At 60.5% G+C, this 22,255-nt stretch carries 20 protein-coding genes and 1 riboswitch; of the genes, 4 read left to right on the top strand and 16 right to left on the bottom strand.

Annotated elements, in window-relative coordinates; all coding sequences use genetic code 11:
- Positions 1-135: 135 nt before the first annotated feature.
- From HMPREF2884_RS00225 to sdhC, 5 genes are all read right to left on the bottom strand, one after another.
- Positions 136-1,386 (bottom strand): amidohydrolase, encoded by a 1,251-nt coding sequence (locus tag HMPREF2884_RS00225; RefSeq protein WP_070614698.1) that lies wholly within the window; start codon positions 1,384-1,386, stop codon positions 136-138.
- Positions 1,387-1,628: 242 nt separating this feature from the next.
- Positions 1,629-2,417, bottom strand: a complete 789-nt coding sequence (locus HMPREF2884_RS00230) for a succinate dehydrogenase iron-sulfur subunit (protein ID WP_005508960.1) — start codon at positions 2,415-2,417, stop codon at positions 1,629-1,631.
- A gap of 1 nt (position 2,418) precedes the next feature.
- Positions 2,419-4,182, bottom strand: a complete 1,764-nt coding sequence (gene sdhA / locus HMPREF2884_RS00235) for a succinate dehydrogenase flavoprotein subunit (RefSeq protein WP_070614699.1) — start codon at positions 4,180-4,182, stop codon at positions 2,419-2,421.
- Between the two features lie 51 nt (positions 4,183-4,233).
- Complete coding sequence (locus HMPREF2884_RS00240) at positions 4,234-4,719, bottom strand: succinate dehydrogenase hydrophobic membrane anchor subunit (protein ID WP_049338686.1); 486 nt, start codon at positions 4,717-4,719, stop codon at positions 4,234-4,236.
- A 3-nt stretch (positions 4,720-4,722) separates the two neighbouring features.
- Positions 4,723-5,181 carry a succinate dehydrogenase, cytochrome b556 subunit gene (sdhC, locus tag HMPREF2884_RS00245; RefSeq protein ID WP_005508964.1) on the bottom strand — a complete coding sequence of 153 codons (459 nt, stop codon included), beginning with the start codon at positions 5,179-5,181 and terminating at the stop codon, positions 4,723-4,725.
- Between the two features lie 347 nt (positions 5,182-5,528).
- Between sdhC and HMPREF2884_RS00250 the strand changes: the two genes are divergently transcribed.
- Complete coding sequence (locus tag HMPREF2884_RS00250; protein WP_070614747.1) at positions 5,529-6,638, top strand: mannose-1-phosphate guanylyltransferase; 1,110 nt, start codon at positions 5,529-5,531, stop codon at positions 6,636-6,638.
- 280 nt (positions 6,639-6,918) lie between these two features.
- Entirely contained in the window at positions 6,919-8,283 is a 1,365-nt protein-coding gene (locus HMPREF2884_RS00255) for a hypothetical protein (protein ID WP_070614700.1), read from the top strand.
- A gap of 137 nt (positions 8,284-8,420) precedes the next feature.
- Here the strand turns inward: HMPREF2884_RS00255 and HMPREF2884_RS00260 are convergent, their stop codons facing one another.
- The 3 genes from HMPREF2884_RS00260 to HMPREF2884_RS00270 all read right to left on the bottom strand — a co-directional run bounded on the left by HMPREF2884_RS00260 (position 8,421) and on the right by HMPREF2884_RS00270 (position 11,077).
- Positions 8,421-8,978, bottom strand: coding sequence for a 2'-5' RNA ligase family protein (locus HMPREF2884_RS00260; protein ID WP_246827897.1), 558 nt, complete (start codon positions 8,976-8,978; stop codon positions 8,421-8,423).
- Between the two features lie 72 nt (positions 8,979-9,050).
- Positions 9,051-10,115 carry a tryptophan--tRNA ligase gene (trpS, locus tag HMPREF2884_RS00265; RefSeq protein WP_070614704.1) on the bottom strand — a complete coding sequence of 355 codons (1,065 nt, stop codon included), beginning with the start codon at positions 10,113-10,115 and terminating at the stop codon, positions 9,051-9,053.
- An 86-nt stretch (positions 10,116-10,201) separates the two neighbouring features.
- A complete protein-coding gene (locus HMPREF2884_RS00270; RefSeq protein WP_070614706.1) occupies positions 10,202-11,077 on the bottom strand; it encodes an exodeoxyribonuclease III in 876 nt (291 codons plus the stop codon).
- Between the two features lie 80 nt (positions 11,078-11,157).
- Here HMPREF2884_RS00270 and HMPREF2884_RS00275 point away from each other — a divergent pair, with 80 nt between their 5' ends.
- On the top strand, positions 11,158-11,991 hold the full coding sequence (locus HMPREF2884_RS00275) for a GntR family transcriptional regulator (RefSeq protein WP_049327895.1): 834 nt from the start codon (positions 11,158-11,160) through the stop codon (positions 11,989-11,991).
- A 123-nt stretch (positions 11,992-12,114) separates the two neighbouring features.
- On the opposite strand, the gene HMPREF2884_RS00280 is transcribed toward HMPREF2884_RS00275, so the two are convergent.
- The 5 genes from HMPREF2884_RS00280 to purN all read right to left on the bottom strand — a co-directional run bounded on the left by HMPREF2884_RS00280 (position 12,115) and on the right by purN (position 17,989).
- Positions 12,115-12,993 carry a bifunctional methylenetetrahydrofolate dehydrogenase/methenyltetrahydrofolate cyclohydrolase gene (locus HMPREF2884_RS00280; RefSeq protein ID WP_070614708.1) on the bottom strand — a complete coding sequence of 293 codons (879 nt, stop codon included), beginning with the start codon at positions 12,991-12,993 and terminating at the stop codon, positions 12,115-12,117.
- A gap of 205 nt (positions 12,994-13,198) precedes the next feature.
- Positions 13,199-14,473, bottom strand: a complete 1,275-nt coding sequence (glyA, locus tag HMPREF2884_RS00285; protein WP_070614710.1) for a serine hydroxymethyltransferase — start codon at positions 14,471-14,473, stop codon at positions 13,199-13,201.
- Positions 14,474-14,762: 289 nt separating this feature from the next.
- The gene (locus tag HMPREF2884_RS00290; protein WP_005506809.1) at positions 14,763-15,344 is read right to left on the bottom strand and encodes a TetR/AcrR family transcriptional regulator; all 582 of its coding nucleotides are present in this window, start codon (positions 15,342-15,344) and stop codon (positions 14,763-14,765) included.
- Between the two features lie 253 nt (positions 15,345-15,597).
- Positions 15,598-17,208 (bottom strand): bifunctional phosphoribosylaminoimidazolecarboxamide formyltransferase/IMP cyclohydrolase, encoded by a 1,611-nt coding sequence (gene purH, locus HMPREF2884_RS00295; protein ID WP_070614712.1) that lies wholly within the window; start codon positions 17,206-17,208, stop codon positions 15,598-15,600.
- Between the two features lie 214 nt (positions 17,209-17,422).
- Entirely contained in the window at positions 17,423-17,989 is a 567-nt protein-coding gene (gene purN / locus HMPREF2884_RS00300) for a phosphoribosylglycinamide formyltransferase (RefSeq protein ID WP_044143211.1), read from the bottom strand.
- Positions 17,990-18,256: 267 nt separating this feature from the next.
- On the opposite strand from purN, the gene HMPREF2884_RS00305 reads away from it, so the two are divergent.
- On the top strand, positions 18,257-18,847 hold the full coding sequence (locus HMPREF2884_RS00305) for a 4-hydroxyphenylpyruvate dioxygenase (RefSeq protein WP_070614714.1): 591 nt from the start codon (positions 18,257-18,259) through the stop codon (positions 18,845-18,847).
- Between the two features lie 12 nt (positions 18,848-18,859).
- On the opposite strand, the gene HMPREF2884_RS00310 is transcribed toward HMPREF2884_RS00305, so the two are convergent.
- From HMPREF2884_RS00310 to HMPREF2884_RS00320, 3 genes are all read right to left on the bottom strand, one after another.
- Complete coding sequence (locus HMPREF2884_RS00310; RefSeq protein WP_070614716.1) at positions 18,860-21,262, bottom strand: cell division protein PerM; 2,403 nt, start codon at positions 21,260-21,262, stop codon at positions 18,860-18,862.
- Between the two features lie 129 nt (positions 21,263-21,391).
- Positions 21,392-21,826, bottom strand: a complete 435-nt coding sequence (locus HMPREF2884_RS00315; protein WP_070614718.1) for a PIN domain-containing protein — start codon at positions 21,824-21,826, stop codon at positions 21,392-21,394.
- 10 nt (positions 21,827-21,836) lie between these two features.
- The gene (locus tag HMPREF2884_RS00320) at positions 21,837-22,064 is read right to left on the bottom strand and encodes a hypothetical protein (RefSeq protein ID WP_005506796.1); all 228 of its coding nucleotides are present in this window, start codon (positions 22,062-22,064) and stop codon (positions 21,837-21,839) included.
- Between the two features lie 35 nt (positions 22,065-22,099).
- Positions 22,100-22,234, bottom strand: a riboswitch (SAM riboswitch).
- Between the last annotated feature and the right edge of the window lie 21 nt (positions 22,235-22,255).

Genomic DNA, 22,255 nt, shown 5'->3' on the forward strand with positions numbered 1-22,255 from the left:
ATTCTATCGCGTGCATAGAGTTTCACCCCGTCACTCGGTGAGAGGTGACGAGGTGAAACTTGTACAGCTTTCAAGGCTTGATGTGGCGAGATAGTCGCGTCTTTACACCTGACTCATAAGCTTTCGAGTGGCTCTTTAGCGCGCCTCATCGCGGATGGGGTTCGCAGCCTTCGCAGCCTTCGCCAGTTCAAAGCGGACGGCGCGCAGGGCGGTTGCCGCCATGACGCGCACACCAATGCCGATTGCCTGCTCGCTCGGGGCGTAATCGCCCTGATGCAGATCATAGGTGGGGTCGCCGGGGGCACGGGTACCCAGGCGGAACATGGAACCGGGAACTTCCTGCAGCATCCACGCGAAGTCTTCGCCACCCATGGACTGCTCGACCAGCACGATGGAGTCCTCGCCCAGCTCGGCGCGGGCTGCGTTCTCGAGCATGGTGGTTTCCAGATCGGTGTTCACGACCGGGGGTACGCCGCGGATGTGCTCCACCCGCGCCTTCACGCCGAAGGGTACAGCGACTTGCTCGATCACTTCGTCCAGCAGGTTGCCTGCCTGGCGCCAAACCTCAACGTCCAGGCAACGCATGGTACCCGCCAGGTAGCCCTCGGCGGGAATAGCGTTGGGGGCAACGCCAGCACTGACCTGGCCCCATGCCACCAGCACACCCGAACGTACGTCAGTGCGGCGGGTCAGCACGGCGGGAACCTGCACAGCAATCTGGCTCATGGCGTAGATGAGGTCTTCGGTCAGGTGCGGGCGAGAAGTGTGGCCGCCGTGACCGCTCAGATGAATTTTCACGGTATCCGAGGCGCTGGTAATCGCACCGATGCGGGTACCGATCTGGCCCAAGTCCACCTTCGGGTCACAGTGCAGAGCGAAAGCACGCGGAATATCCTTGAGTAGACCCTGCGAAATCATCTGCACCGCACCGCCGGGCAGCTGCTCCTCAGCGGGCTGGAAAAGAATGCGGACGCTACGGCCCAGCGGGGTCTTCTCGTTCAGCTCGTGCAGTGCCAGAGCTACACCGAGCATGACGGTCTGGTGAATATCATGGCCGCAGGCGTGCATCACGCCGGGCACGGTGGAGGCGTAGGGCAGGTCTGTCTGCTCAACAATGGGCAGAGCATCAATATCGGCACGCAGAGCCACGGCGAAGGGACCGCTTCCGATATCGACGTAGCAGCCGGTGCCTTCGCAAGCAACAGGATTCATGCCGGCTTCTCGCAGTCGGTTCATGAGGCGCTCAGTGGTCGCCACTTCACGGAAGGAAAGCTCCGGGTTGGTGTGCACTTCGCGGCGGAACTGCACGAGGGTACCCATCATGCGCTCCACCCAGTCGTCGAAGACGGGGGTGGACAAATCGTAGCGAGAATTAGCGAAAACCATACACAGTAGAATAACGCCGCCCGCCGAGGTTTACCTACCCGCTGCCCCTATCTGACAGCAGTCGAGAATATCTATGACTTTATGACAGATTGTGAAGAGTTTTTGTGCGCTCCCAATCCCCTGAAAATGCTCTACTCCATCATTTCCATCAGACTTTTTCTGTCAAACGATTCAAGCCGCCACCCGGTGTGGGTGACGGCTTGAATCGTCAATGCTGTATCAGCTGATACCGCGTGCTCAAATTAGAGCGAACGGCTCAGGATTGCCTGCTTCACCTCGGCAATAGCCTTGGTGATCTGGATGCCACGGGGGCAAGCCTCGGTGCAGTTGAAGGTGGTGCGGCAACGCCACACGCCTTCCTTGTCGTTGAGGATTTCCAGACGTAGGTCGCCTGCATCGTCGCGCGAGTCGAAGATGAAGCGGTGTGCGTTCACGATAGCGGAGGGGCCGAAGTACTGGCCGTCGGTCCAGAAGACCGGGCAAGACGAGGTACATGCTGCACAGAGGATGCACTTGGTGGTGTCATCGAAACGTGCACGGTCCTCAATGGTCTGCAGACGCTCACGCTCAGGCTCGTTCGAGTCGTTGATGAAGAACGGCATGATTTCACGGTATGCCTGGAAGAAGGGCTCCATGTCAACGATGAGGTCCTTCTCGCAGGGCAGACCCTTGATGGGCTCAACAGTAATCGGCTTGGTCAGGTCAAGGTCCTTCAGCAGGGTCTTGCAAGCCAGGCGGTTACGGCCGTTGATGCGCATCGCGTCCGAGCCGCAGATGCCGTGTGCGCAGGAGCGGCGGAAGGAGACGGAGCCGTCTACTTCCCACTTGATCTTGTGCAGAGCGTCGAGCACGCGGTCGGTGCGGTACATGGTCAGCGGGAATTCGTCCCAGTACGCCTCGGAGGAAACTTCCGGGTTGTAGCGACGAATCTTGATGACCACATCGTAGGTGGGGATGGAGTCGGAGTCGCCGCCGGTCATACCCTCAAACAGCTTGACGGATTCCGGTTCGGGGAGTTCGTTTTCAGCCATTTTAGTACTTACGCTCCTTCGGCTCGTAGCGGGTGTAGACAACGGGCTTGGTATCAAATCGCAGGCCCTTAACACCCTCAAACTCGGATTCGGGGTCGAGGTAGACCATCGAGTGCTTCATGAAGTTAACGTCGTCACGCTTGGGGAAGTCCTCGCGGTAGTGACCACCACGGGATTCCTTACGGTGCAGCGCGCCAACGGACATGACCTTTGCCAGCTCAATCAGGAAGCCGAGCTCAACAGCCTCGAGCAGGTCGAGGTTGAAGCGCTTGCCCTTGTCCTGGATGGCGATGTTCTTGTAGCGCTCTTCCAGTTCAGCGATAGTTGCCAGTGCTGCGCGGATGGTCTCGTCGGTGCGGAACACCTGCATGTCAGCTTCCATAGCCTTCTGCAGGTCTGCGCGGATAGCGCCGACCTTCTCGGTGCCCTTGCCTTCGAGGATGCCGTTGAGCATGTTCAGAACGCGATCTGCTGCATCATCCGGAACCGGCACGAACTCAGCGGATGCTGCGTACTCTGCAGCCTTGCGGCCTGCACGCTTACCGAACACGTTGATGTCCAGCAGGGAGTTGGTGCCCAGACGGTTTGCACCGTGGACGGACACACAAGCAACCTCACCAGCTGCGTAGAGGCCGGGGATGGTCTCTTCGCTGTTGCGGTAGACCTCGGTCTCGTTGTTGGTGGGGATACCGCCCATTGCGTAGTGCGCGGTGGGGAACACCGGGATGGGCTGGTGGTGCGGTTCCACTGCCAGGTAGGTACGAGCGAACTCGGTAATATCGGGCAGCTTCTCGTCGATGTGGGAGGGCTCCAGGTGGGTCAGGTCCAGCAGCACGTAGTCCTTGTGGGGACCGCAACCGCGGCCTTCGCGCACCTCGTTTGCCATTGCACGTGCCACGATATCGCGGGGTGCGAGGTCCTTAATGGTGGGTGCGTAGCGCTCCATGAAGCGCTCACCGTCAGCGTTACGGAGAATACCGCCTTCACCACGAGCACCCTCGGTGACGAGAATGCCCAGGCCAGCCAGACCGGTCGGGTGGAACTGAACGAATTCCATGTCCTCCAGGGGCAGGCCTGCACGCAGTGCGATAGCCATGCCGTCACCGGTGAGGGTGTGTGCGTTGGAGGTGGTCTTGAAGATCTTGCCACAACCGCCGGATGCGAAGATCACGGACTTAGCCTGGAAGACGTGGACCTCGCCGGTTGCCAGGTCGTAGGAGACGACGCCAGCGGGGCGGGGCTTGCCCTCTTCGTCCTTGACCAGGATCAGGTCGAGAACGTAGAACTCGTTGTAGAACTCCACATTGTGACGAACGCAGTTCTGGTAGAGGGTCTGCAGAATCATGTGGCCGGTACGGTCAGCTGCGTAGCATGCGCGGCGCACAGCAGCCTTACCGTGGTCACGGGTGTGACCGCCGAAGCGGCGCTGGTCAATGCGGCCTTCGGGGGTTCGGTTGAAGGGAAGACCCATCTTTTCCAGGTCGAGCACAGCGTCAATAGCTTCCTTAGCCATGATTTCTGCTGCGTCCTGGTCGACCAGGTAGTCGCCACCCTTGACGGTGTCAAAGGTGTGCCACTCCCAGTTGTCCTCTTCAACGTTAGCCAGAGCGGCGCACATGCCACCCTGTGCAGCACCGGTGTGGGAGCGGGTGGGGTATAGCTTGGTCAGTACCGCGGTGCGAACTCGCTGACCGGCCTCAATGGCGGCACGCATACCTGCGCCACCGGCACCGACGATCACTACATCGTACTTATGTACCTGCATGATGTTCTTTCTGTGTTTTAGATGTTTTCGTTTGTCTCGGATACGTCGCCGTTAGCGTGCCGAGCAGAAGCTGGGGAGCAGTTCAGCCGCTGCGCCGGAGGGGCAGGGGTCGAACGCGAAGATGGTGAGGGTACCAATCAGCAGGACGAATGCGCATGCTGCGAAGAGGATGATCTTCAGCCAAACGCGCAGGCGGTCCTTCTCAGCGTAGTCATCGATGATGACGCGGATGCCGTTAGCACCGTGCAGCATAGCCAGCCAGAGCAGCAGCAAATCCCAGACCTGCCAGAAGGGGTTAGCCCACTTGCCGCCCACGAAGCCGAAGTCGATGGCGTGGATACCGTCACCGACCATGAGGTTGGAGAACAGGTGACCGAAAATCAGCACGACGAGTACGACGCCGGACAGGCGCATACCCAGCCAAGCGAACATCTCAAAGTTGTTGCGCTTGGAGGAGGAGCGGTTGTACTTCACACCGTCGATGCGGTTGTCACGCAGACGGGGTACATAGGTGCGGGGCTTAAGCGGAGTAGCCATAGTTTAGTGACCTCCCATGTGCGAGAAAACGATCGGCAGGTGACGTGCGGCAAAGCCAGCAACGGTGATTGCCCAGAGGAAAAGCACAACCCAGAGAATCTTGATGTGCATGTAGGTTGCCTTCTGGCTGATTTCGACGTTGCCGTCCTTGTTCTTCGCCTGGATGTGCTCCACGTGCGAGTTGGTTGCCTTACCCCAGAAGTCAATAAGGATAATACGAATACCGTTGAACGCGTGGTAGACGATGGCGGCGACAAGCGCGGTCTCGCCCAGGCCCATGATGGGGTTCTTGTACAGGCTCAGTACACCGTTGTAGGCCTCCGGGGAGATACGCACGACGGCAGTATCTAGGATGTGTACAAGAAGGAAGAAGAAAATCGCGATACCGGTAATGCGATGAGCAACCCAGGACCACATGCCCCAGCGGCCGCGGTAGAGGGTTCCTTTAGAACCATTCAACACTGAATAACCTCCTGCTGCGACGGCGAGCGTCTGGGTTCTGGTACCGCATTTTTAGGCCCCAGCTTCCAGGCACAGCTGTGTGCTCACCGACTGCTTTTGTTCGTCTGTTACTTCCAAGATATCAGGTAAATTCACAGCTTACTGACACCCTGTTTAGGGTTTTTTTACAGGTTCTAAAAGCAAATTAGGGCACATTTTCTTTACGATATCCCCTAATCCCCTGTGTTTGTACGGAACTTACCTTAACCTAACCTCAAACATCACCTAAATGAGAGCCGCCTGACACTTTTTTGTTAAAACCTAAAAGAATTCGATATATGACAAATTCACCCGCTATTCTTGAAGCGATGAATACTGCACTCACTCGATTCCGCCCGCTTATTCCCGCCGGCGGTGTTGGCTCGCGTTTGTGGCCCCTGTCCCGCGCGCATGCCCCGAAATTCCTGCTCGACCTTACCTCGTCGGGCAATTCCCTGTTGCGTGACACCTACGACCGTCTCATCGATCTCAGCAACGGTTCCGTCATGGTAGTTACCGGCACTTCGCACGCCAATGCGGTTACCCAGCAGATTCCTGAGTTGCGTGCCGCTGACCTGGTGCTGGAGCCCTCCCCCAAGGACTCGGCTGCAGCTATCGGTCTGGCTTGCGCTATCATCTACCGCCGCGAACCGGACGCCATCATCGGCTCCTTCGCAGCTGACCACGTCATCAGCCCCGTGGATGAGTTCCACCGTGTGGTGACCGAAGCTGTCACCACCGCGGCAACCGGCAAGATTGTCACCATCGGCATTACCCCCACCGAGCCTTCCAGCGCGTTTGGCTACATTCATGCCAGCGAGCCCCTGGGCATCGAGGGTGCTCCCAACGCACACGCAGTGGACACCTTCGTGGAGAAGCCGGACACCGCCACCGCACAGAAGTACCTGGACTCCGGTGAATACACCTGGAACGCAGGCATGTTCGTGGCACCTGCCGCCCTGATGCTCAAGCACCTCGAGGCGAATGAGCCTGAGCTGTACGCAGGCATTATGGAGATTGCTAACGCTTGGGACACCCCCGAGCGCGAGGCCGTTATGGAGCGTGTCTGGGAGACTCTGCCGAAGACCGCTATTGACTACGCCGTGGCAGAGCCCGCCGCAGCCGCAGGTGACGTCGCCATGGTTCCCGGCTCCTTCAGCTGGGACGACGTTGGAGACTTCGACGCTGTGGCTCGCCTGAACACCGAGAAGAGCGGCGAAGAGCTGACCATCCTCGGCGAGAAGGACAACGTCATTAACCACGGTTGCTCCGGCATTATTGTCGCGAACACCGAGCGCAAGATCTCCGTGATTGGCTTGGACGATATCGTTGTGGTTGACACCCCCGATGCTCTGCTGGTCGCACCGCGTTCCAAGGCACAGGCTGTCAAGGATGCCGTGGGCGAGGTCAAGGCGCGAGGTCTGAACAACCTCCTCTAAATTTTTGGCCTTGAGTAGGTACATGAGCCTTACTCGAGCAAAAGATACCTCTAGAAACCGGCTCTCTTCTTTTCGGAAGGGAGCCGGTTTTCTTTTGCCCTAATGGGTCATTTTGCAGGTAGATTCAAGGCTTTTGCCTAGTGGGGCATGGAAGGATGCTCCCTGCGGCTGGGCGGGGGTCGGAATGCCTTACGCACCCGGCGTGGGCTACACTTCCAGAGTCTGATACGAGCCAAGGATCAACCACTATAGAGAACCATTCTCATGTTAATCTTGGTGCATGCACATGACCCGTAAGTTTTTCCTCACCCGCGCCGGTGCACTCGGCGCTGTAGCCGCCCTCGCACTGACCGCCTGCGGCTCCCAGACCGCCCAGAACGCACAGACCAGCCCCAGCGCCTCCACCTCCGCGAGCGCTACCCCCGCATCCATCACCGAAGGCAAGGGCGCGGCAAGCCGCGTTGCCATCACCTACGACGGCGGCGTGCTCGTTTACGACGCCAAGGACATGAAGCTGCTCGCAGACATCCCCAAGGAAGGCTTCCTGCGCCTCTCTGACGCTGGCGATAACCGCCACCTCGTCGTTGCAGACGGCAACAGCTACACCTTCCTGGACACCGGCGTATGGTCCGTAGCGCACGGCGACCACTCGCACTACTACACCACTTCCCCGTCGCTGTCTTCGCTGTCTCTGGCGGCTGACCACACCGGTCACGTCATCAAGGACAACGGCAAGGTCGCGGCATTCGCTGACGGCACCGGCTCCTTCGCCGTGTACGACCCGGCGAAGCTGACCCACGACAAGCGCACCGCCTCCTCCCTGGAGACCACGACCGTCACCCTGCCGAAGCCTCACCACGGCTTCGCAATCCCGCTGCCCAACGACCAGTACCTGGTAGCGGTCGGCGACTCCAAGACCCGCACCGGTGCCGCTGTTGTGGATGCTCAGGGCAAGACTGTCACCGAGAGCCCCGCCTGCCCCGGCGTTCACGGTGAAGCCATCGCCAAGGACGGTGCATTCACCATCGGTTGCACCGACGGCGCGCTGGTCTACAAGGACGGCAAGTTCACCAAGATCACCAACCCCGAGGACCCGTACTCGCGCTCGGGCAACCAGGCGGGTAAGGCCGATTCCCAGTACGTTCTGGCGGACTACAAGACCGATAAGGACGCTAAACTGGAGCGCCCCGAGAAGTTCTCCATCATCGACACCGTTGCGGCAACCCGCACCGTCTACTCCCTGCCTTCTGGCGTGAGTTACACCTTCCGTTCGCTGGGTCGCGGCCCCCAGGGTGAGGCCCTGCTGCTGACCACCGACGGTAAGCTGCGCGTCTTCGATCCGGCGACCGGCACTGAGCTGGGCTCCGTACAGCTCATGGAGGCGTGGACCGAGTCTGAGACGTGGCAGGACGAGCGTCCGGCACTGTGGGTGGACGGTAAGACCGCCTACGTGACCGATCCGGCGACCAAGAAGCTCATTGCGGTGTCCCTGTCGAACCCGGCAGCACCGAAGGAGCTGATGAGCGTGGAGCTTCCGAAGACCCCGAACGAGATCCTGGGTGTTTCTTCTGCGAACGCTGCACCGGTTGAGGCAGAGGCACACGGCGCAGAAGCTCACGGCTCGGCTTCCGCTGACGCACACTAATCCGGCGAGTCTGGCGAGGGCCACTCCCGCTATGGTTCTCACGCTGAAGCAAACCTAGCGAAAACATAAAGAGAGATGCGACCGATAACCTATCGGTCGCATCTCTCTTTGTGCATGCAGGGTTTATGCGCCAGCTACTAACGCAACGGCAGACCCCCAATTTCTTCCCAGTTCTGCCCATCGTAGGAGTAGCAGTGCAGGTGATCCACGGTGAAGGTACGTTGCTCGGCGGGCAGAGCGTCAAACACCTTGCGGGCGTTCGCCACCTGCTCCTCACTCAAGCCGTGGCCCAGAGTCACGTGCGGCACGTAGGGGAAGGATGCCGCGCCGGCACCGAATAGCTCAACCAGCTTCTGGTGAATCTGCTCGAACTCGGTTTTACCCGCCTCCAGGTTCAGGTACTCCACCTCGGTTACCGGGCGGAAGGAGTGTACCGAACCCCAGCGTGCCTCAAAACGCGGCGTGTCCAGCGCCTCGCGGAACTGCGGGGACTGCACCGCAGCCAATAGAGACTCGTTCAGCTCTGTCAGGTACACGGTCACGTGGGTGCTGATAGGCGCCACCGCACCACCAGCTACCGCGCGCTTCCACTCTTCCAGGCGCTGAACATTCTCACCGCTCACGTGCGCAATAACGCTCAGGTAGCGGCGACCGGGTTTCAGGGTCGGGGATACAGGAGCCGTCGTGGGGCTCAAAGAGTTCTCTTGTGCTGTCATCTCAATCGTGCAGGTAATGCGGCGTCTCAGCCGATTTGGCTGAACAGCGCGCTAGATTGCTGCGGCAGGCAGGAAGCCAACCTTCTTGTACACGTTCTCAATGGTGACCGTAGCGATCTCGCGGGCAGCGGATGCGCCCACAGCCAGCAGGCGGTCCAGCTCGGCGGGGTCGTCCATCAGCTCGAGGGTACGCTCACGCACCGGGGTGAGGCGCTCCACCACGATATCGGCAAGGTCAACCTTCAGGTGGCCGTACATCTTGCCCTCGTAGCGTGCCACAATCTCATCGATGCTCTCGCCGGTCATTGCCGAGTAGATGGAGAGCAGGTTGGAGACGCCGGGCTTAGCCTCGCGGTCGTAGGCGATGACGGAGCCGTCATCGGTCACGGCGGACTTAATCTTCTTCTGGGTTACCTTGGGGGTGTCCAGAAGCTTAATCAGGCCCTTGTCGGTGGCTGCAGACTTGGACATCTTCGAGGTCGGGTCCTGCAGGTCGTAAATCTTAGCGGTTTCCTTCAGAATCACCGGCTCGGGCACCACGAAGGTCTCACCGAAACGGGAGTTGAAACGCTGCGCCAGGTTACGGGTCAGCTCCAGGTGCTGACGCTGATCTTCGCCCACGGGCACGCCGTCCACCTGGTAGAGCAGGATGTCGGCAGCCATCAGAATCGGGTAGGTGAACAGGCCCACGGAGGCGTTCTCGGCGCCCTGCTTCTGGGACTTATCCTTGAACTGGGTCATACGGGACGCCTCACCGAAGCCGGTGAAGCAGTTCAGAACCCACGCCAGCTGGGCGTGCTCGGGCACGTGCGACTGCACGAACAGCGGGGTGCGGGTCGGGTCGATACCGGAGGCGATATACTGCGCCGCGGTCAGGCGGGTACGCTCACGCAGCTCCTCGGGGTTCTGAGGAACGGTGATGGCGTGCATATCCGGGATAAAGAACAGACATTCGTTATTCGGGTCGTCCTGCAACGCCACCCAGTTGTTCACAGCACCAATATAGTTACCCAGGTGCATCGAATCAGCCGACGGCTGCGCACCCGAGTAGATACGCGCCTTCTGCTGAGAGGCGTTAGGGATGAGGGACTTATCCTGCTTCTTTTCGTCTGCCATAGTTATTTCCTGTGCAGTTCTTCCTGTGTGGTGCTGCGGACGGTGCAGCACATCTTCAAAAACTTATCTGTAGGTGGGTCCGCGTCTTACTCACCGATGCGGTAGTCAACCACGAGCGGCGCATGATCGCTGAAACGCTCGTCGTAGCTTGCCGCGCGGTCCACGACCGCTTCTACGGCGCTTTCGGCGAGCGCCGGGGTCGCCATGTGGTAGTCGATACGCCAGCCTGCGTCATTATCGAACGCCTTGCCGCGGTAAGACCACCAGGTGTAGGGGCCGGGCACCTGACCCGCCAGCTCACGAGCCACATCGCGGTAGCCGATATCGCCGAAGAAGCGGTCAAAGTAGGCGCGTTCCTCCGGCAGGAAGCCGGCATGCTTCTGGTTAGCCTTCCAGTTCTTAATGTCCAGCTCGGTGTGGCCCACGTTCAAATCGCCCACGATGAGTACGTGGTCCGAGTGCTTTGCCAGTTCAGGCATGCGCACCAGCATGCGCTCCAGGAAGCGGTACTTATCGTCCTGCTTCTGGGTGCCGACCTCACCGGAGTGAACATAGGCGCTGACCACGGTCAGAGTCTTGCCGTTGGGCAGAACGTAGTCCGCCTCAACCCAGCGGCCCGAATCGTCAAAGTACTCTTCGCCAATATTCGAACGGGTCGCTACCGGCTGGTTCTCCAGGAGTTCACCGGCCGAGTTCGGGGTGCGGCGGGTCGCCACCAGCACACCGGCGCGGCCCTTCGCGGCAGCCTCCGCGTGCAGAATATGCCACTGGGATTCGTCCAGCAGCTCACGCACGATAGCGTCGGGTGCGCGCACCTCCTGCAGGCAGAGAATGTCGATGTCACGGCTCGCCAACCACGCCGCCATATCCTTCTTGTAGGCGGCTCGGATACCGTTCACATTCACGCTTGCCACGCGAAGCAGACCGCTCGGGCGCGGTGCAGGGGTGTTAGAAAAATGCATAGTCTTAATTATGCCAGTTTGAGGGAAGAGAAATTTTCACTCGTGCGCGTTTTTTCTCTGGCTGAACGGTAAACTATTGGGTGATGAATTCACACTCCTCACAGACCACCGACCACGGTGCCCCCTCACATTCTGCGGGCACCACCGCATCCGAAAGTACCGCTCACAACGCTGAGAGCCGCTACGAGCTACCCCCGATTCCCGGCCCGAAGTACGAGCAGGTCATCCACTACATTGAGCAGCGCTACATTATTCCCGGCAAGCCCGGCGATAAGCTGCCCACCGAACGCATGATTCAGCAGAACTTTGGGGTGAGCCGCCAGACGGTTCGTAGCGCCCTGAAGGTTCTGATTGAACGCGGCCTGCTCTACAACGTGCAGGGCTCCGGCACCTACGTTGCCGAGCGTAGCGACGCCACCTACATTCCGCGCGTGGACACCTTCGTTGACGATATGCGCCGCCGCGGTTTTGAGGGCTCCACCCGCATGATTGCGACCCGCTGGGTGGACGCCACCGAAGAGATCTCCACCCACCTATCCGTGCCGGTGGGCGAGCAGGTGCTGTTCGTGCGCCGCCTGCGTCTTGCCGACCACGAAGTCATCGGCTTTGAGCGTTCCTACTTTGTCAAGGCCGCCGCAAGTAGCATCCTGGACGCCATGATGGCGGAGATGTCCGGTGCGATGAGCTCGCTAGACCAGCTTGCCGACACCCCCAACGCCATTAAGCACGCCCGCGTACGCACCAGCGCGGCGCTCTTCACCGACGCCGACGCCGAGGCGTTCAACCAGCAGGTGCCCGTGGGCGAGGCGGCGTTCAAGGTCTGCGCGACCGGCTACACCGAAGAAGGTAGTCCCGTAGAGTACGCAGAGACCCTGTACCTTGCCGATGCCTACTTCTACGAGATGATTCTCTAGCACCTGCCTTTTCGATTGTGATGACAGTGTGAAGGGCGGTGCCCCGGTAGATTGTTCTACCGGGGCACCGCCCTTTTTGAGTTATCAGCTCTGAAATATTTCAGCTCTAAAATGCTGCGGGCCTTACGCCGTCTGACGCTCCGCGGTCTCAACCACGTTCACCAGCAGCTCCGCGCGGGTCATCGGGCCCACACCGCCGGGGTTCGGGGAAACCCAGGACGCCTTCTGCGCAGCCTCCGGAGAGACATCGCCGAAGAGCCTCTTCTTGCCGGTCTCCGGGTCCTCAGCACGGGAAACACCAACGTCCAGCAGGATTGCGCCGTCCTTGACCTGGTGAGCCTTCAGCACGTGCGGAACACCCACAGCGGCAACAATGACGTCAGCCTCGCGCAGCACCTCGTCCAGGTTCTCGGTACCGGTGTGCGCCAGGGTTGCGGTCGCGTTCACCTCGCGGCGGGTCAGCAGCAGACCCAGCGGGCGGCCCACGGTAATGCCGCGGCCGAGCACCACAACGTTCTTACCGTTCCAGTCGATGCCGTGGCGCTTGACCAGCTCAATGACACCGTTGGGGGTGCAGGGCAGCGGGGAATCCAGCGGCTCAGAAACGTTCAGCACAAGCTTGCCGAGGTTGGTCGGGTGCAGGCCGTCAGCGTCCTTCTCGGGGGCGATGCGCTCCAGCACGCGGTTGGTGTCCAGGTGCTTGGGCAGGGGCAGCTGCACAATGTAGCTGGTGCACGCCGGGTCGTTGTTCAGCTTGTCGATCTCTGCGTCGAGCTCTTCCTGAGTGATGTCACCGGGCAGGTCCACACGGATGGAGTTAATACCGATCTCTGCGCAGTCGCGGTGCTTAGCGCCCACGTACGAGCGGGATGCGGGGTCGTCACCGACCAGCACGGTACCCAGGCCGGGGGTAATACCCTTAGCCTTGAGCGCCTCGACGCGCTCCTTCAGCTCTTCCTTGATGGCTGCGGCGGTTGCGTTACCGTCTAGAATCTGGGGCATTGTTTTTCCTTCCATAGATTGCGGCGGGTTCGCCGAAACGGACGGTCTGTGTGTTGAGTTCTAGGGTGCGCCCCTAGAGGTACCACTCCCCCGCTACGTCCCTCGACGGGTGTAGCGGGCAGGGTGGTAAAAGTAAGAGGGCGAAATAACCCCGCCCGCTCAGCGCCCACGAAGGGATGCTGAGCGAACGGGGTCATTCATGGGTCTACCAGTTCTCGCTGCCCTGGTAGAGGGGGTACTTGGCGCACAGTGCCTCAACGCGGGCACGCAACGCAGCGATGTCCGGGTTCGGCAACAGTACGGAAGCGATAATGTCGGCTACCTCGGTGAAGCCCTCAGCGTCGAAGCCGCGGGTCGCCAGAGCGGGGGTACCGATACGCAGACCGGAGGTCACCATCGGTGGGCGCGGGTCGTTCGGCACGGCGTTACGGTTGACGGTAATACCAGCCTGGTGCAGCAAGTCCTCTGCTTCCTTGCCGTTGAGGGCGTGGTCGCGCAGGTCAACGAGCACCAGGTGAACGTCGGTACCGCCGGAAGCGATCGAAACGCCGGCGTCCTTCACGTCCTGCTGCAGCAGGCGGTTCGCCAGGATCTGTGCGCCCTCAACGGTGCGCTTCTGACGGTCCTTGAACGCGTCAGATGCGGCGACCTTGAACGCGGTAGCCTTCGCAGCGATCACGTGCATGAGCGGGCCGCCCTGCTGGCCGGGGAACACGGCGGAGTCAATCTTCTTCTTCAGCTCCTCGGTGCAGAGGATGAAGCCGGAACGGGGGCCGCCCAGGGTCTTGTGCACGGTGGAGGAGACCACGTGTGCGTGCGGGACGGGGTTCGGGTGCAGACCCGCAGCCACCAGGCCCGCGAAGTGAGCCATGTCTACCCACAGGTACGCGCCGATTTCGTCAGCAATCGCGCGGAACGCGGCGAAGTCCAGCTGACGGGGGTACGCGGACCAGCCGGCAATAATCAGCTTGGGACGCTCAGCCAGAGCCAGTTCACGCACCTGCTCCATGTCAACGTAGCCGTTCTCGTCCACGCTGTAGGCGACAACGTTGTACAGCTTGCCGGAGACGTTCAGCTTCATGCCGTGGGTCAGGTGGCCACCGTGTGCCAGGGACAGACCCATGATGGTGTCGCCGGGGTTCAGCAGTGCGTGCATGACGGCGTTGTTTGCCTGCGCACCGGAGTGGGGCTGAACGTTGGCGTGCTCAGCGCCGAAGAGTTCCTTCACGCGGGAAATAGCGAGGGACTCAACGATGTCAACGAATTCGCAGCCGCCGTAGTAGCGGCGGCCGGGGTAACCCTCAGCGTACTTGTTGGTCAGTACCGAGCCCTGGCTTTCGAGGACGGCACGGGGGACGAAGTTCTCGGATGCAATCATCTCGAGGGTGTTCTGCTGGCGCTTGCGCTCCAGCTCAATGGCTTCTGCAACCTCGGGGTCGAGGTCGGCGAGGGGCATCTCGAGGATCTTCTGCTCGGACATTACGCTCCTGGGAGTGTTTTTGCGTTATCTTCGGTCGCTCATCATCGGGGCTGCCGCGGCGTGCGCCGGGCGGTCTTCAGGAGGCGGCGCGCGCCTCCAGTTGAAAACCCTAAATGAAAAAATATGAGCTACACCTCATAATACCGTAAAGCCCGCTTTCCTTCGAGAAGAAAAACGGGCTTTACAAAGCATCATGATGAAGTTTTTACGGCGTCGGCGCGACACCAGCGAGGGGCATACAACACACCCCGGCAGGCTGATTGGCGACAGTTAAGCGGATCTACACACCCTACGCCTGACGCAGGATAGCGGAAGCATACTCCAGGTACGCCTCGCGAGCGCTCTCCTTCTTACCGCCAGCCACCAGCTGGGTCTGCACCACGTAGCCGGTCAGCACCGACAGCACCGCGGCACCGATAACGGTCAGCCACTCTTCAAGCTCCTCTTCGGTGAAGTCCAGCTCAGCGGCACCCCAGGCGCGGTAGCGTTCCAGGGACTGATCGCGCAGGTAGCTCAGCTGCTCAGACACCACGGTTGCCAGCTGCGGCATTGCCACAGCCTCGCCCCAGGTGACGAGTAGGTGACGGCGAATCTTGGGGGTGTCCAGCACCTTCAGGCACCCGAACACGTAGTCCCAGGGCTGTTCGGCGCGGATGCGGTCGAAGGGCGCCATGTCCATGCGGGCTGCCGCCAGGATAATCTCATCCTTGGAAGAGAAGTGGTTATAGATTGCTCCAGCAGACAGGCCGGTGGCCGCAATAATGTCGCTCATCGAAGCCTTCTGATAACCGTGCTTGATGAAGCATTCGCGGGCGGTCTCTACAATCTGAGAACGCCTGTTCTTTTTGTATTCTTCGCTGACTTTAGGCACAACCTAATCCTAGCGAACTTTTAGCCAATCCGTGCGCATCCCGGTCACCGTTGACGCGCCCCCACGCGCAAATTCAGCGCAAAATAGAGCAAAAATTCTATAAATATGAGTGCCCACAATACGGATGCCCTGCGGGCGTCCTAGGTAGCAAGCACGAAAAAGCGGGGCACCCCGGGGTCACCTCAAAAGGTTCACCCGAAAATGCCCCGCTCACGGCAGGCAGTTCAGCGGCAGCTGAGCCCGCTACACATCTTTAGTGGAAGAAGTGGCGGGTACCGGTCAGGTACATGGTCACGCCAGCAGCCTTAGCCGCCTCGATAACTTCCTCGTCGCGGATCGAACCGCCCGGGTGCACGACGGCACGCACGCCGGCGTCCAGCAGAACCTGCAGGCCGTCAGCGAAGGGGAAGAACGCGTCGGATGCAGCAACCGCACCGCGGGCACGCTCGTTACCTTCACCGCCGAGAGTGTTCGCGCGCTCCACCGAGAGCTTGCAGGAATCCACGCGGTTCACCTGGCCCATGCCGATGCCCACGGCGGCACCGTTATCGGCAAGCAGAATAGCGTTGGACTTGGGCGAACGCAGTGCACGCCACGCGAACTCGAGGTCGCGCAGGGTTGCCTCGTCAGCTGCCTCACCGGCGACCAGGGTCCAGTTCTTCGGGTCGTCACCCTCAGCCTGCAGGCGGTCAGCCTCCTGGAAGAGTGCGCCACCGGAAATGGGGCGGTACTCGATAGCCTCGCGGGCAAAGTTCTCGGGCAGAACCAGCAGGCGCAGGTTCTTCTTCTCACGCAGGATCTCCAGCGCCTCGGGCTCGAAGCCGGGAGCCACAATCACCTCGGTGAAGATGCCCTTGACGGTCTGAGCCATTGCGGCGGTCACCGGGCGGTTAGCGGCAATCACACCACCGTATGCGGACAGCGGGTCGCAAGCGTGCGCCTTCGCGTGAGCGTCCGCAATCGGGTCAGCCGCGCCGGGGGTTGCCACAGCAATACCGCAGGGGTTGTTGTGCTTGATAACGGCAACAGCCGGCTCGTCGAAGTCGTAAGCGGCACGCAGAGCGGCGTCAGCATCAACGTAATTGTTGTAGCTCATCGCCTTACCGTGCACCTGCTCCGCCTGAGCAATGCCGGGGGCAGCGGCGGGGTCAACGTACAGGGCGGCACGCTGGTGCGGGTTCTCGCCGTAGCGCAGGGTCTCGCTGCGCTCGAAGCCCAGGCCAGCGTACGGGGGCCAGAAGTTAGCATCCTCATCCTGCAGGAACTGGGATGCGGTCCAGGTAGCCACAGCGGTGTCGTATGCGGCGGTGTGGGCGAATGCGCCAGCGGCAAGGCGGCGGCGCTCGTCCAGGGAGAAGCCACCGTTCTTAGCGGCCTCAACGGTGCGCGCGTAGTCGGCGGGGTCCACAACAATTGCGACGGCGTCGTGGTTCTTCGCGGCAGCGCGAACCATGGAGGGGCCACCAATGTCGATCTTCTCGATGATGGCGTCCTGATCGGCACCGGATGCGACGGTCTCAACGAAGGGGTACAGGTTCACAACCACCAGGTCGAACGCCTCAACGTCCAGCTCTTCAAGGGTGTCGATGTGCTCCTGCTTGCGGCGGTCAGCCAGAATACCGGCGTGGATGCGCGGGTGCAGGGTCTTCACGCGGCCTTCGAGGCACTCGGGGAAACCGGTCACTTCGGTGACCTCGGTGACGGGTACGCCTGCAGCCGCGATGGTGGATGCGGTGGAGCCGGTGGAGACCAGCGCGACGCCAGCCTCGTGCAGGCCGCGGGCGAACTCCTCCAGACCGGTCTTGTCGTAGACGGAAATGAGGGCGCGGCGCAGGGGCACGCGATCGAGCTCAATGAGAGACACAAATACTCCGATGCTTTAGACGTGCACGCCGGTTCTCGACGGCACAGCTGGTGGATGGACGTAGCCTGCCCGGATAGACAGGATATGTGTGGGGGTATTCCCCGCCGCTGTGCGTGACGCTAAGGTGAGCGCGTCGAATGGGCACAACGGAACGTGTGTGGGCGGCGGGGTTTGAGCTCGGCTCATTCCGCCGCGAAAAATTTAGTGGGCGGAATTAGCTGTCAGATGCAGTGCCGCGGGATTCAGCGAGAGATGCGATGGTCTGCACGAGCAGGCGGCGCTCCTGCACCTTAATGCGTTCGTGCAAGGTCTCTTCGGTATCGTCATCCAGAACGGGCACTGCCGCCTGGGCGAGGATGGGGCCGGTATCAACGCCCGCATCCACAAAGTGGACGGTCAGGCCAGTAATCTTCACACCGTGCGCCAGGGCGTCACGCACGCCATGCGCACCCGGGAAGGAGGGCAGCAGGGCGGGGTGGGTGTTAATAATGCGGTTGCTGAAACGCTCGACCAGCTGCGCGTCAACAATGCGCATGAAGCCGGCGAACACAATGTAATCGGGGTCGTAGGAAGCGATCTTTTCTTCCAGCGCGCGGTTCCAGGAGGGGCGGTCGGCGTAGTCGCCGGGCTGAACCAGGAAGGTGGGTACACCCGCCGCCTGGGCACGTTCAATACCCAGACAGGGCTTGTCGGCGCCCACTGCCGCAATGTCGAGGGGAAGCTCGCCCGCTGCTACAGCGTCGAGGATGGACTGAAGATTCGTTCCGGAGCCGGATACCATAACCACAATTCGCACCCGACTAGCATAACCCATCTCACACCCTTATCCAAAGGGGTAAGAGGTTCACAACAGGCCCAAAGCCCAAAGGTAAGCACAAAGAAACCCCGGCGGGACAAATCCTCACCGGGGTTCACTGGAGTTCATGGGGGTTTATGGGGGTTTATGGGGGTTCACCGGGGTTTACTGGACGCAAACTCAACAGGTCGCGAACTCAATAGGCCGCATACTCAATAGGTCGCGGGCGCACGGGACGGTACCCTTATAGGTATGTCTACTCCCCCGCAGAACACTCCAAACAACGCACCGAACAACGCACCGCAGCAGCCCACCCCGAACAACGGTGCACCGCAGAACCAGCAGGTTCCGCCGCGAGCGCCGCAGCAGGCGCCGCAGAACATGATGCCGCAGCCTCGAGGACCTCAGGGTAAGAAGCCGCGCAAGCCCATCGACCCCATCGAACAGCAGAAGGCGAATATTCGCACCTCACTCATGCTGATTGTTGCCGCGCTGGTGATTTTTGCGGCGTCTTCCTTCGTACTCTCCACGATGCCGCTTTTCTTGGCGCTCTTCATCTTCGCGCTCGCCGGCATTACCCTGAGCATTATTGCGATCGTGCGCACCGCGGTCTACCGCGGCCCATGGTTCTTCTACATTGCCGCGGGCGTCAGCATCATCTACGGCGCAATGACCCTGCTGGGCGGCGTCGGTCTTGCCCTCATGCCCGGCGCGCAGGAGTACCGCGAGTGCCGCGCCGCCGCGCTGACCCAGACCGACATGTACACCTGCGACCAGAAGTTCCAGGGCACGATGGACAAGCTCACCGGCACGTCCAGCTCTAGCTCTTCTGCAGCTCGTTAGGGGTTCTGCGCGCTAGTTCTTCTTGCGGGCGTTAGAACCCTGCGCATTAGAGCCCTGGGACTTCGAGGAGCTGACATCCAGCGGGGGCAGCTCCACGGTAGACGCCTCATCGGTCACCAGCGGAAGGATGCCGGTCTGGCTACGAACCTCAAAGATGCGGCTCATCGCCTGATCGGCAGAGAGGACATCCAGCTCACGATCCACAAAATCACGCTCTAGGTCGTTCTTCTGCTTCTTGCGTGCCGCCTTAGCCGCCTTCTTCGCCTCGCGCTTCTGGGCACGCTCAAGCGCTCGGTCGTTGGCGCGGTCCTGCGCGGCAGATTCAGCATGGGCTGCATCAGCCAAGTTATCCTGCGCTGATTCATCCTGCGCTGATTCATCCTGCGCTGCGGCGGGCTGCTCAAGACCAAAACCGAAGTACGCCATAATGCGGCTCGCGCGGCCCTTCGAACGCGGCGCCTGCTCCGTGGGCTCTTCGACAGCGTTCTCACGCTCAGCAGCCACAGGTTCGGCAGCCTCGTAGACGGGCTCCTGAATCAGCTCGCGAGTCTCCTCCTCGGAGGGGTCATGAGCGTACACGGCGGGATCGTAGGTGTTGCGCTCGGCAGCATCTTCAACGTGCGCGGGTGCAGAGTGCAGGTAATCGACCTGCTGAACGGCCTCAATCGGCTCGTATTCCTCAGCGGGGCTCTCTTCGGCAGTAGCCTCTTCGGAGGTGGGTTCCTCAACAGTGGGTTCTTCCACGGCAGGCTTTTCAGCTACAGGCTCTTCAGCCGCCTCTTCACGCTCTGCAATAATCTCGGCGAAAGCGTCCGCCGCCGCACGCTGAGTCAGCTGCTCGGTCGCCTCCACGGGGACGGCAACCACCGGCTCCTGCGGATGCACCGGAACATGACCGGTCGCCACCTCAGACACAACAGACTGCCCAGATGCTACAGATAGATCGGCCTCAACAACGTTCTCGAAGGCCTCCGCGCGTGCCGCCTTCTCAGCTTCACGCTCAGCACGCTCTGCGCGTTCCTGTGCACGCTGCTCACGACGCTCCGCAAAACGCTCACGGCCCTGCGCAAAACGCTCACGGGTCGAGGCAGTAAAACTCATCAGACGCTCACCCAAGTTCGGGCGCTCATCCGCAAAACGAGGCAGCTCACGGCTGCTATCCGGCACCAGGGCGCGGCTCAGCAACATACCGAAAGTCACGCCGGCACCCACCGTCAACGCGGTATGCGCCGCAAACGTCAGCGGCTCAGCACCAACCTCTGTAAAACGACCAATACCCAGAGAGCCGTACGAAATCCAGCCCAGCCACAGGGCACCAAACGACGTCATAATACCGGTCATCACGCCCAGCACCACCGCAGAAATCAGCGCAGACAGCGGGCGGAACGGAACCTTCAGGGCAACCCACTCATCCAGGTGATCCTCACCCTCACGCAAGAACCACCAGCCAGCAATCGCACCGGCACCCAGCGGCACCAGCAGCCCCACCAGACCGAACGTGCCCATCGACTCGGGCACAGCACCCAGAATCGGAAGCATCGGCAAAGTACCAACATCACTACTGGTCAAACCAACCGAGGTACCCGCACCAAAGGAGAAACCGGCACCGGTCGACCACGCAATCGCATAAATCACCAGGTTCGGCAAGAAACCCAGCTGCAGCAAAGTCACCGCAGTATCACCCACAGCGCCCGCATGTAGCTCCTGGTAGGTGGCAACAATCTGCGACCAGCCCGCCAAAATACCGATACCCAAAAGCACCGCACCCAGACCGACCAGCGCAACAAAAGCAACCACCGCAGCACGCACCACAGCCCAGGCGTACGAACCCGCCCAACGCGAATACTGACTCATCTGCGAAATCTGCTCCGCAGTATCAACACCCACCATGCGCGAGAGCGAACGCGCCTCACGGTAGCCACCCCACATCAGACCAGCCACCACAATACCCAAAGGCACCAGGGCAGCATTCAAAGCCTGAAGAGGTTGCGGATGCGGGCTCGCCCAACCGTACATCGCCGAACTAATCAGCGCATAAGTCACCGAACCGGACAGCACCGGAATCAAAAACTCACCCTCATACGAGGCGCGCGCCAGGCGACGACCCGAACGGTAACAGAGCAGCAGAGGCAGAATACTCAAACCCAGCGGCACCAGCGTCATCGTGCCGGCAGAAGCACCAAAAGCAGCCGCAAGATCCAGGGGCACACCGTGAATCAGAAGCCACAGGTGCGCCGACATGGCGGCCACGGAGGAAAACTCCATGTCGCCAAAACCCTTGGTCGCCCACACGGCAGACATCGCCGCAAACACAGCAAGCGCAGAGAACAGGGCAGTAACAATTAGCTCAACAACACCCTGAAGCCACAGAGGCATGGGCATGGAATAACGCGAGATAGGTGAGGTGCTTTTCATCGTCCTTCAATCATGCCACGAATTAACGACGAAACCCGCCTCCGATTAACACTCGAAAGCGGGTTCTCACAACTATTCACACAGGTATTCATACAGACACGCACGCGAGGGCGCGCATCCGGCAAAGTTTTAATCCTCAGTCCACGGGTTGGAAGCTTCAACACCCCACGCCCGGTACACCTGCGCCTTAGAAGAAATCAGCTCCAAATCATAGGCGCTCGCGCTCGCCGCCATCAGACCCTCCAGGGCGGCGGTAGGCAGCGGACCGGCATCATCACGACCCACGGCATGCACGCCGAGCGGCGCCTGACGACCAGCCCACTCGAGGCTCACACGCGCATCCACATTAATAACGTGGTCGCCAAAGCGCTCAAGAAGTTCGGTAATCCAGCGATCAGTTTCCGGGTAGGGGTACAGGCCCTTCAGCTCGCCAATACTCAGCACAGAAATGTACATGTGCCGGAACGAGCGGCGGCGCAGAAAAGCGACCACGGCGGGGTCAGGATCCGCCTTACGGATCTCCGCAAGAACGTCGGAGTCCAGGAGCATACCGGAGAAATTCATACCCCTAATGCTACGCTACGCGCAGACCGGCGTACTCAATAGCGGGGATGCCCTCGGGGTTCGGCAGAAGAAGGAAGTTCAGGAACTCGTCGCGCTTAGAAGAAATGCGGGAGTAATCGTCAATGCTGACTGCAGTGTATCCGCCTCGCGCGGGGACAGCTGCGGCACGCAGGCTTTCCTGGTAGGAGCGGGAGGGGTTCAGAGAGATTGCTGCTTCGGTTGCAGAGCCGTTGTACATGTGACAACCTGCGCCGTGAGTGGCGCGATCCTTTCGCGTTGCTCTTGTCTGTACCAAATACCACCGGTTATTCCGGTGGTGAATACAAACCGCTTCGTCATCCGAGCCACCCGTGAACATGGGGTTGGCGTTCGACCATAGTCGGAGCTTATCAGTCGAAACTCTTGAAGCTGGGTTTAGCTTACAGCATT

Origin of the sequence: Rothia sp. HMSC073B08 (assembly GCF_001812975.1) — a bacterium.
Taxonomy (GTDB): Bacteria; Actinomycetota; Actinomycetes; order Actinomycetales; family Micrococcaceae; genus Rothia; species Rothia mucilaginosa.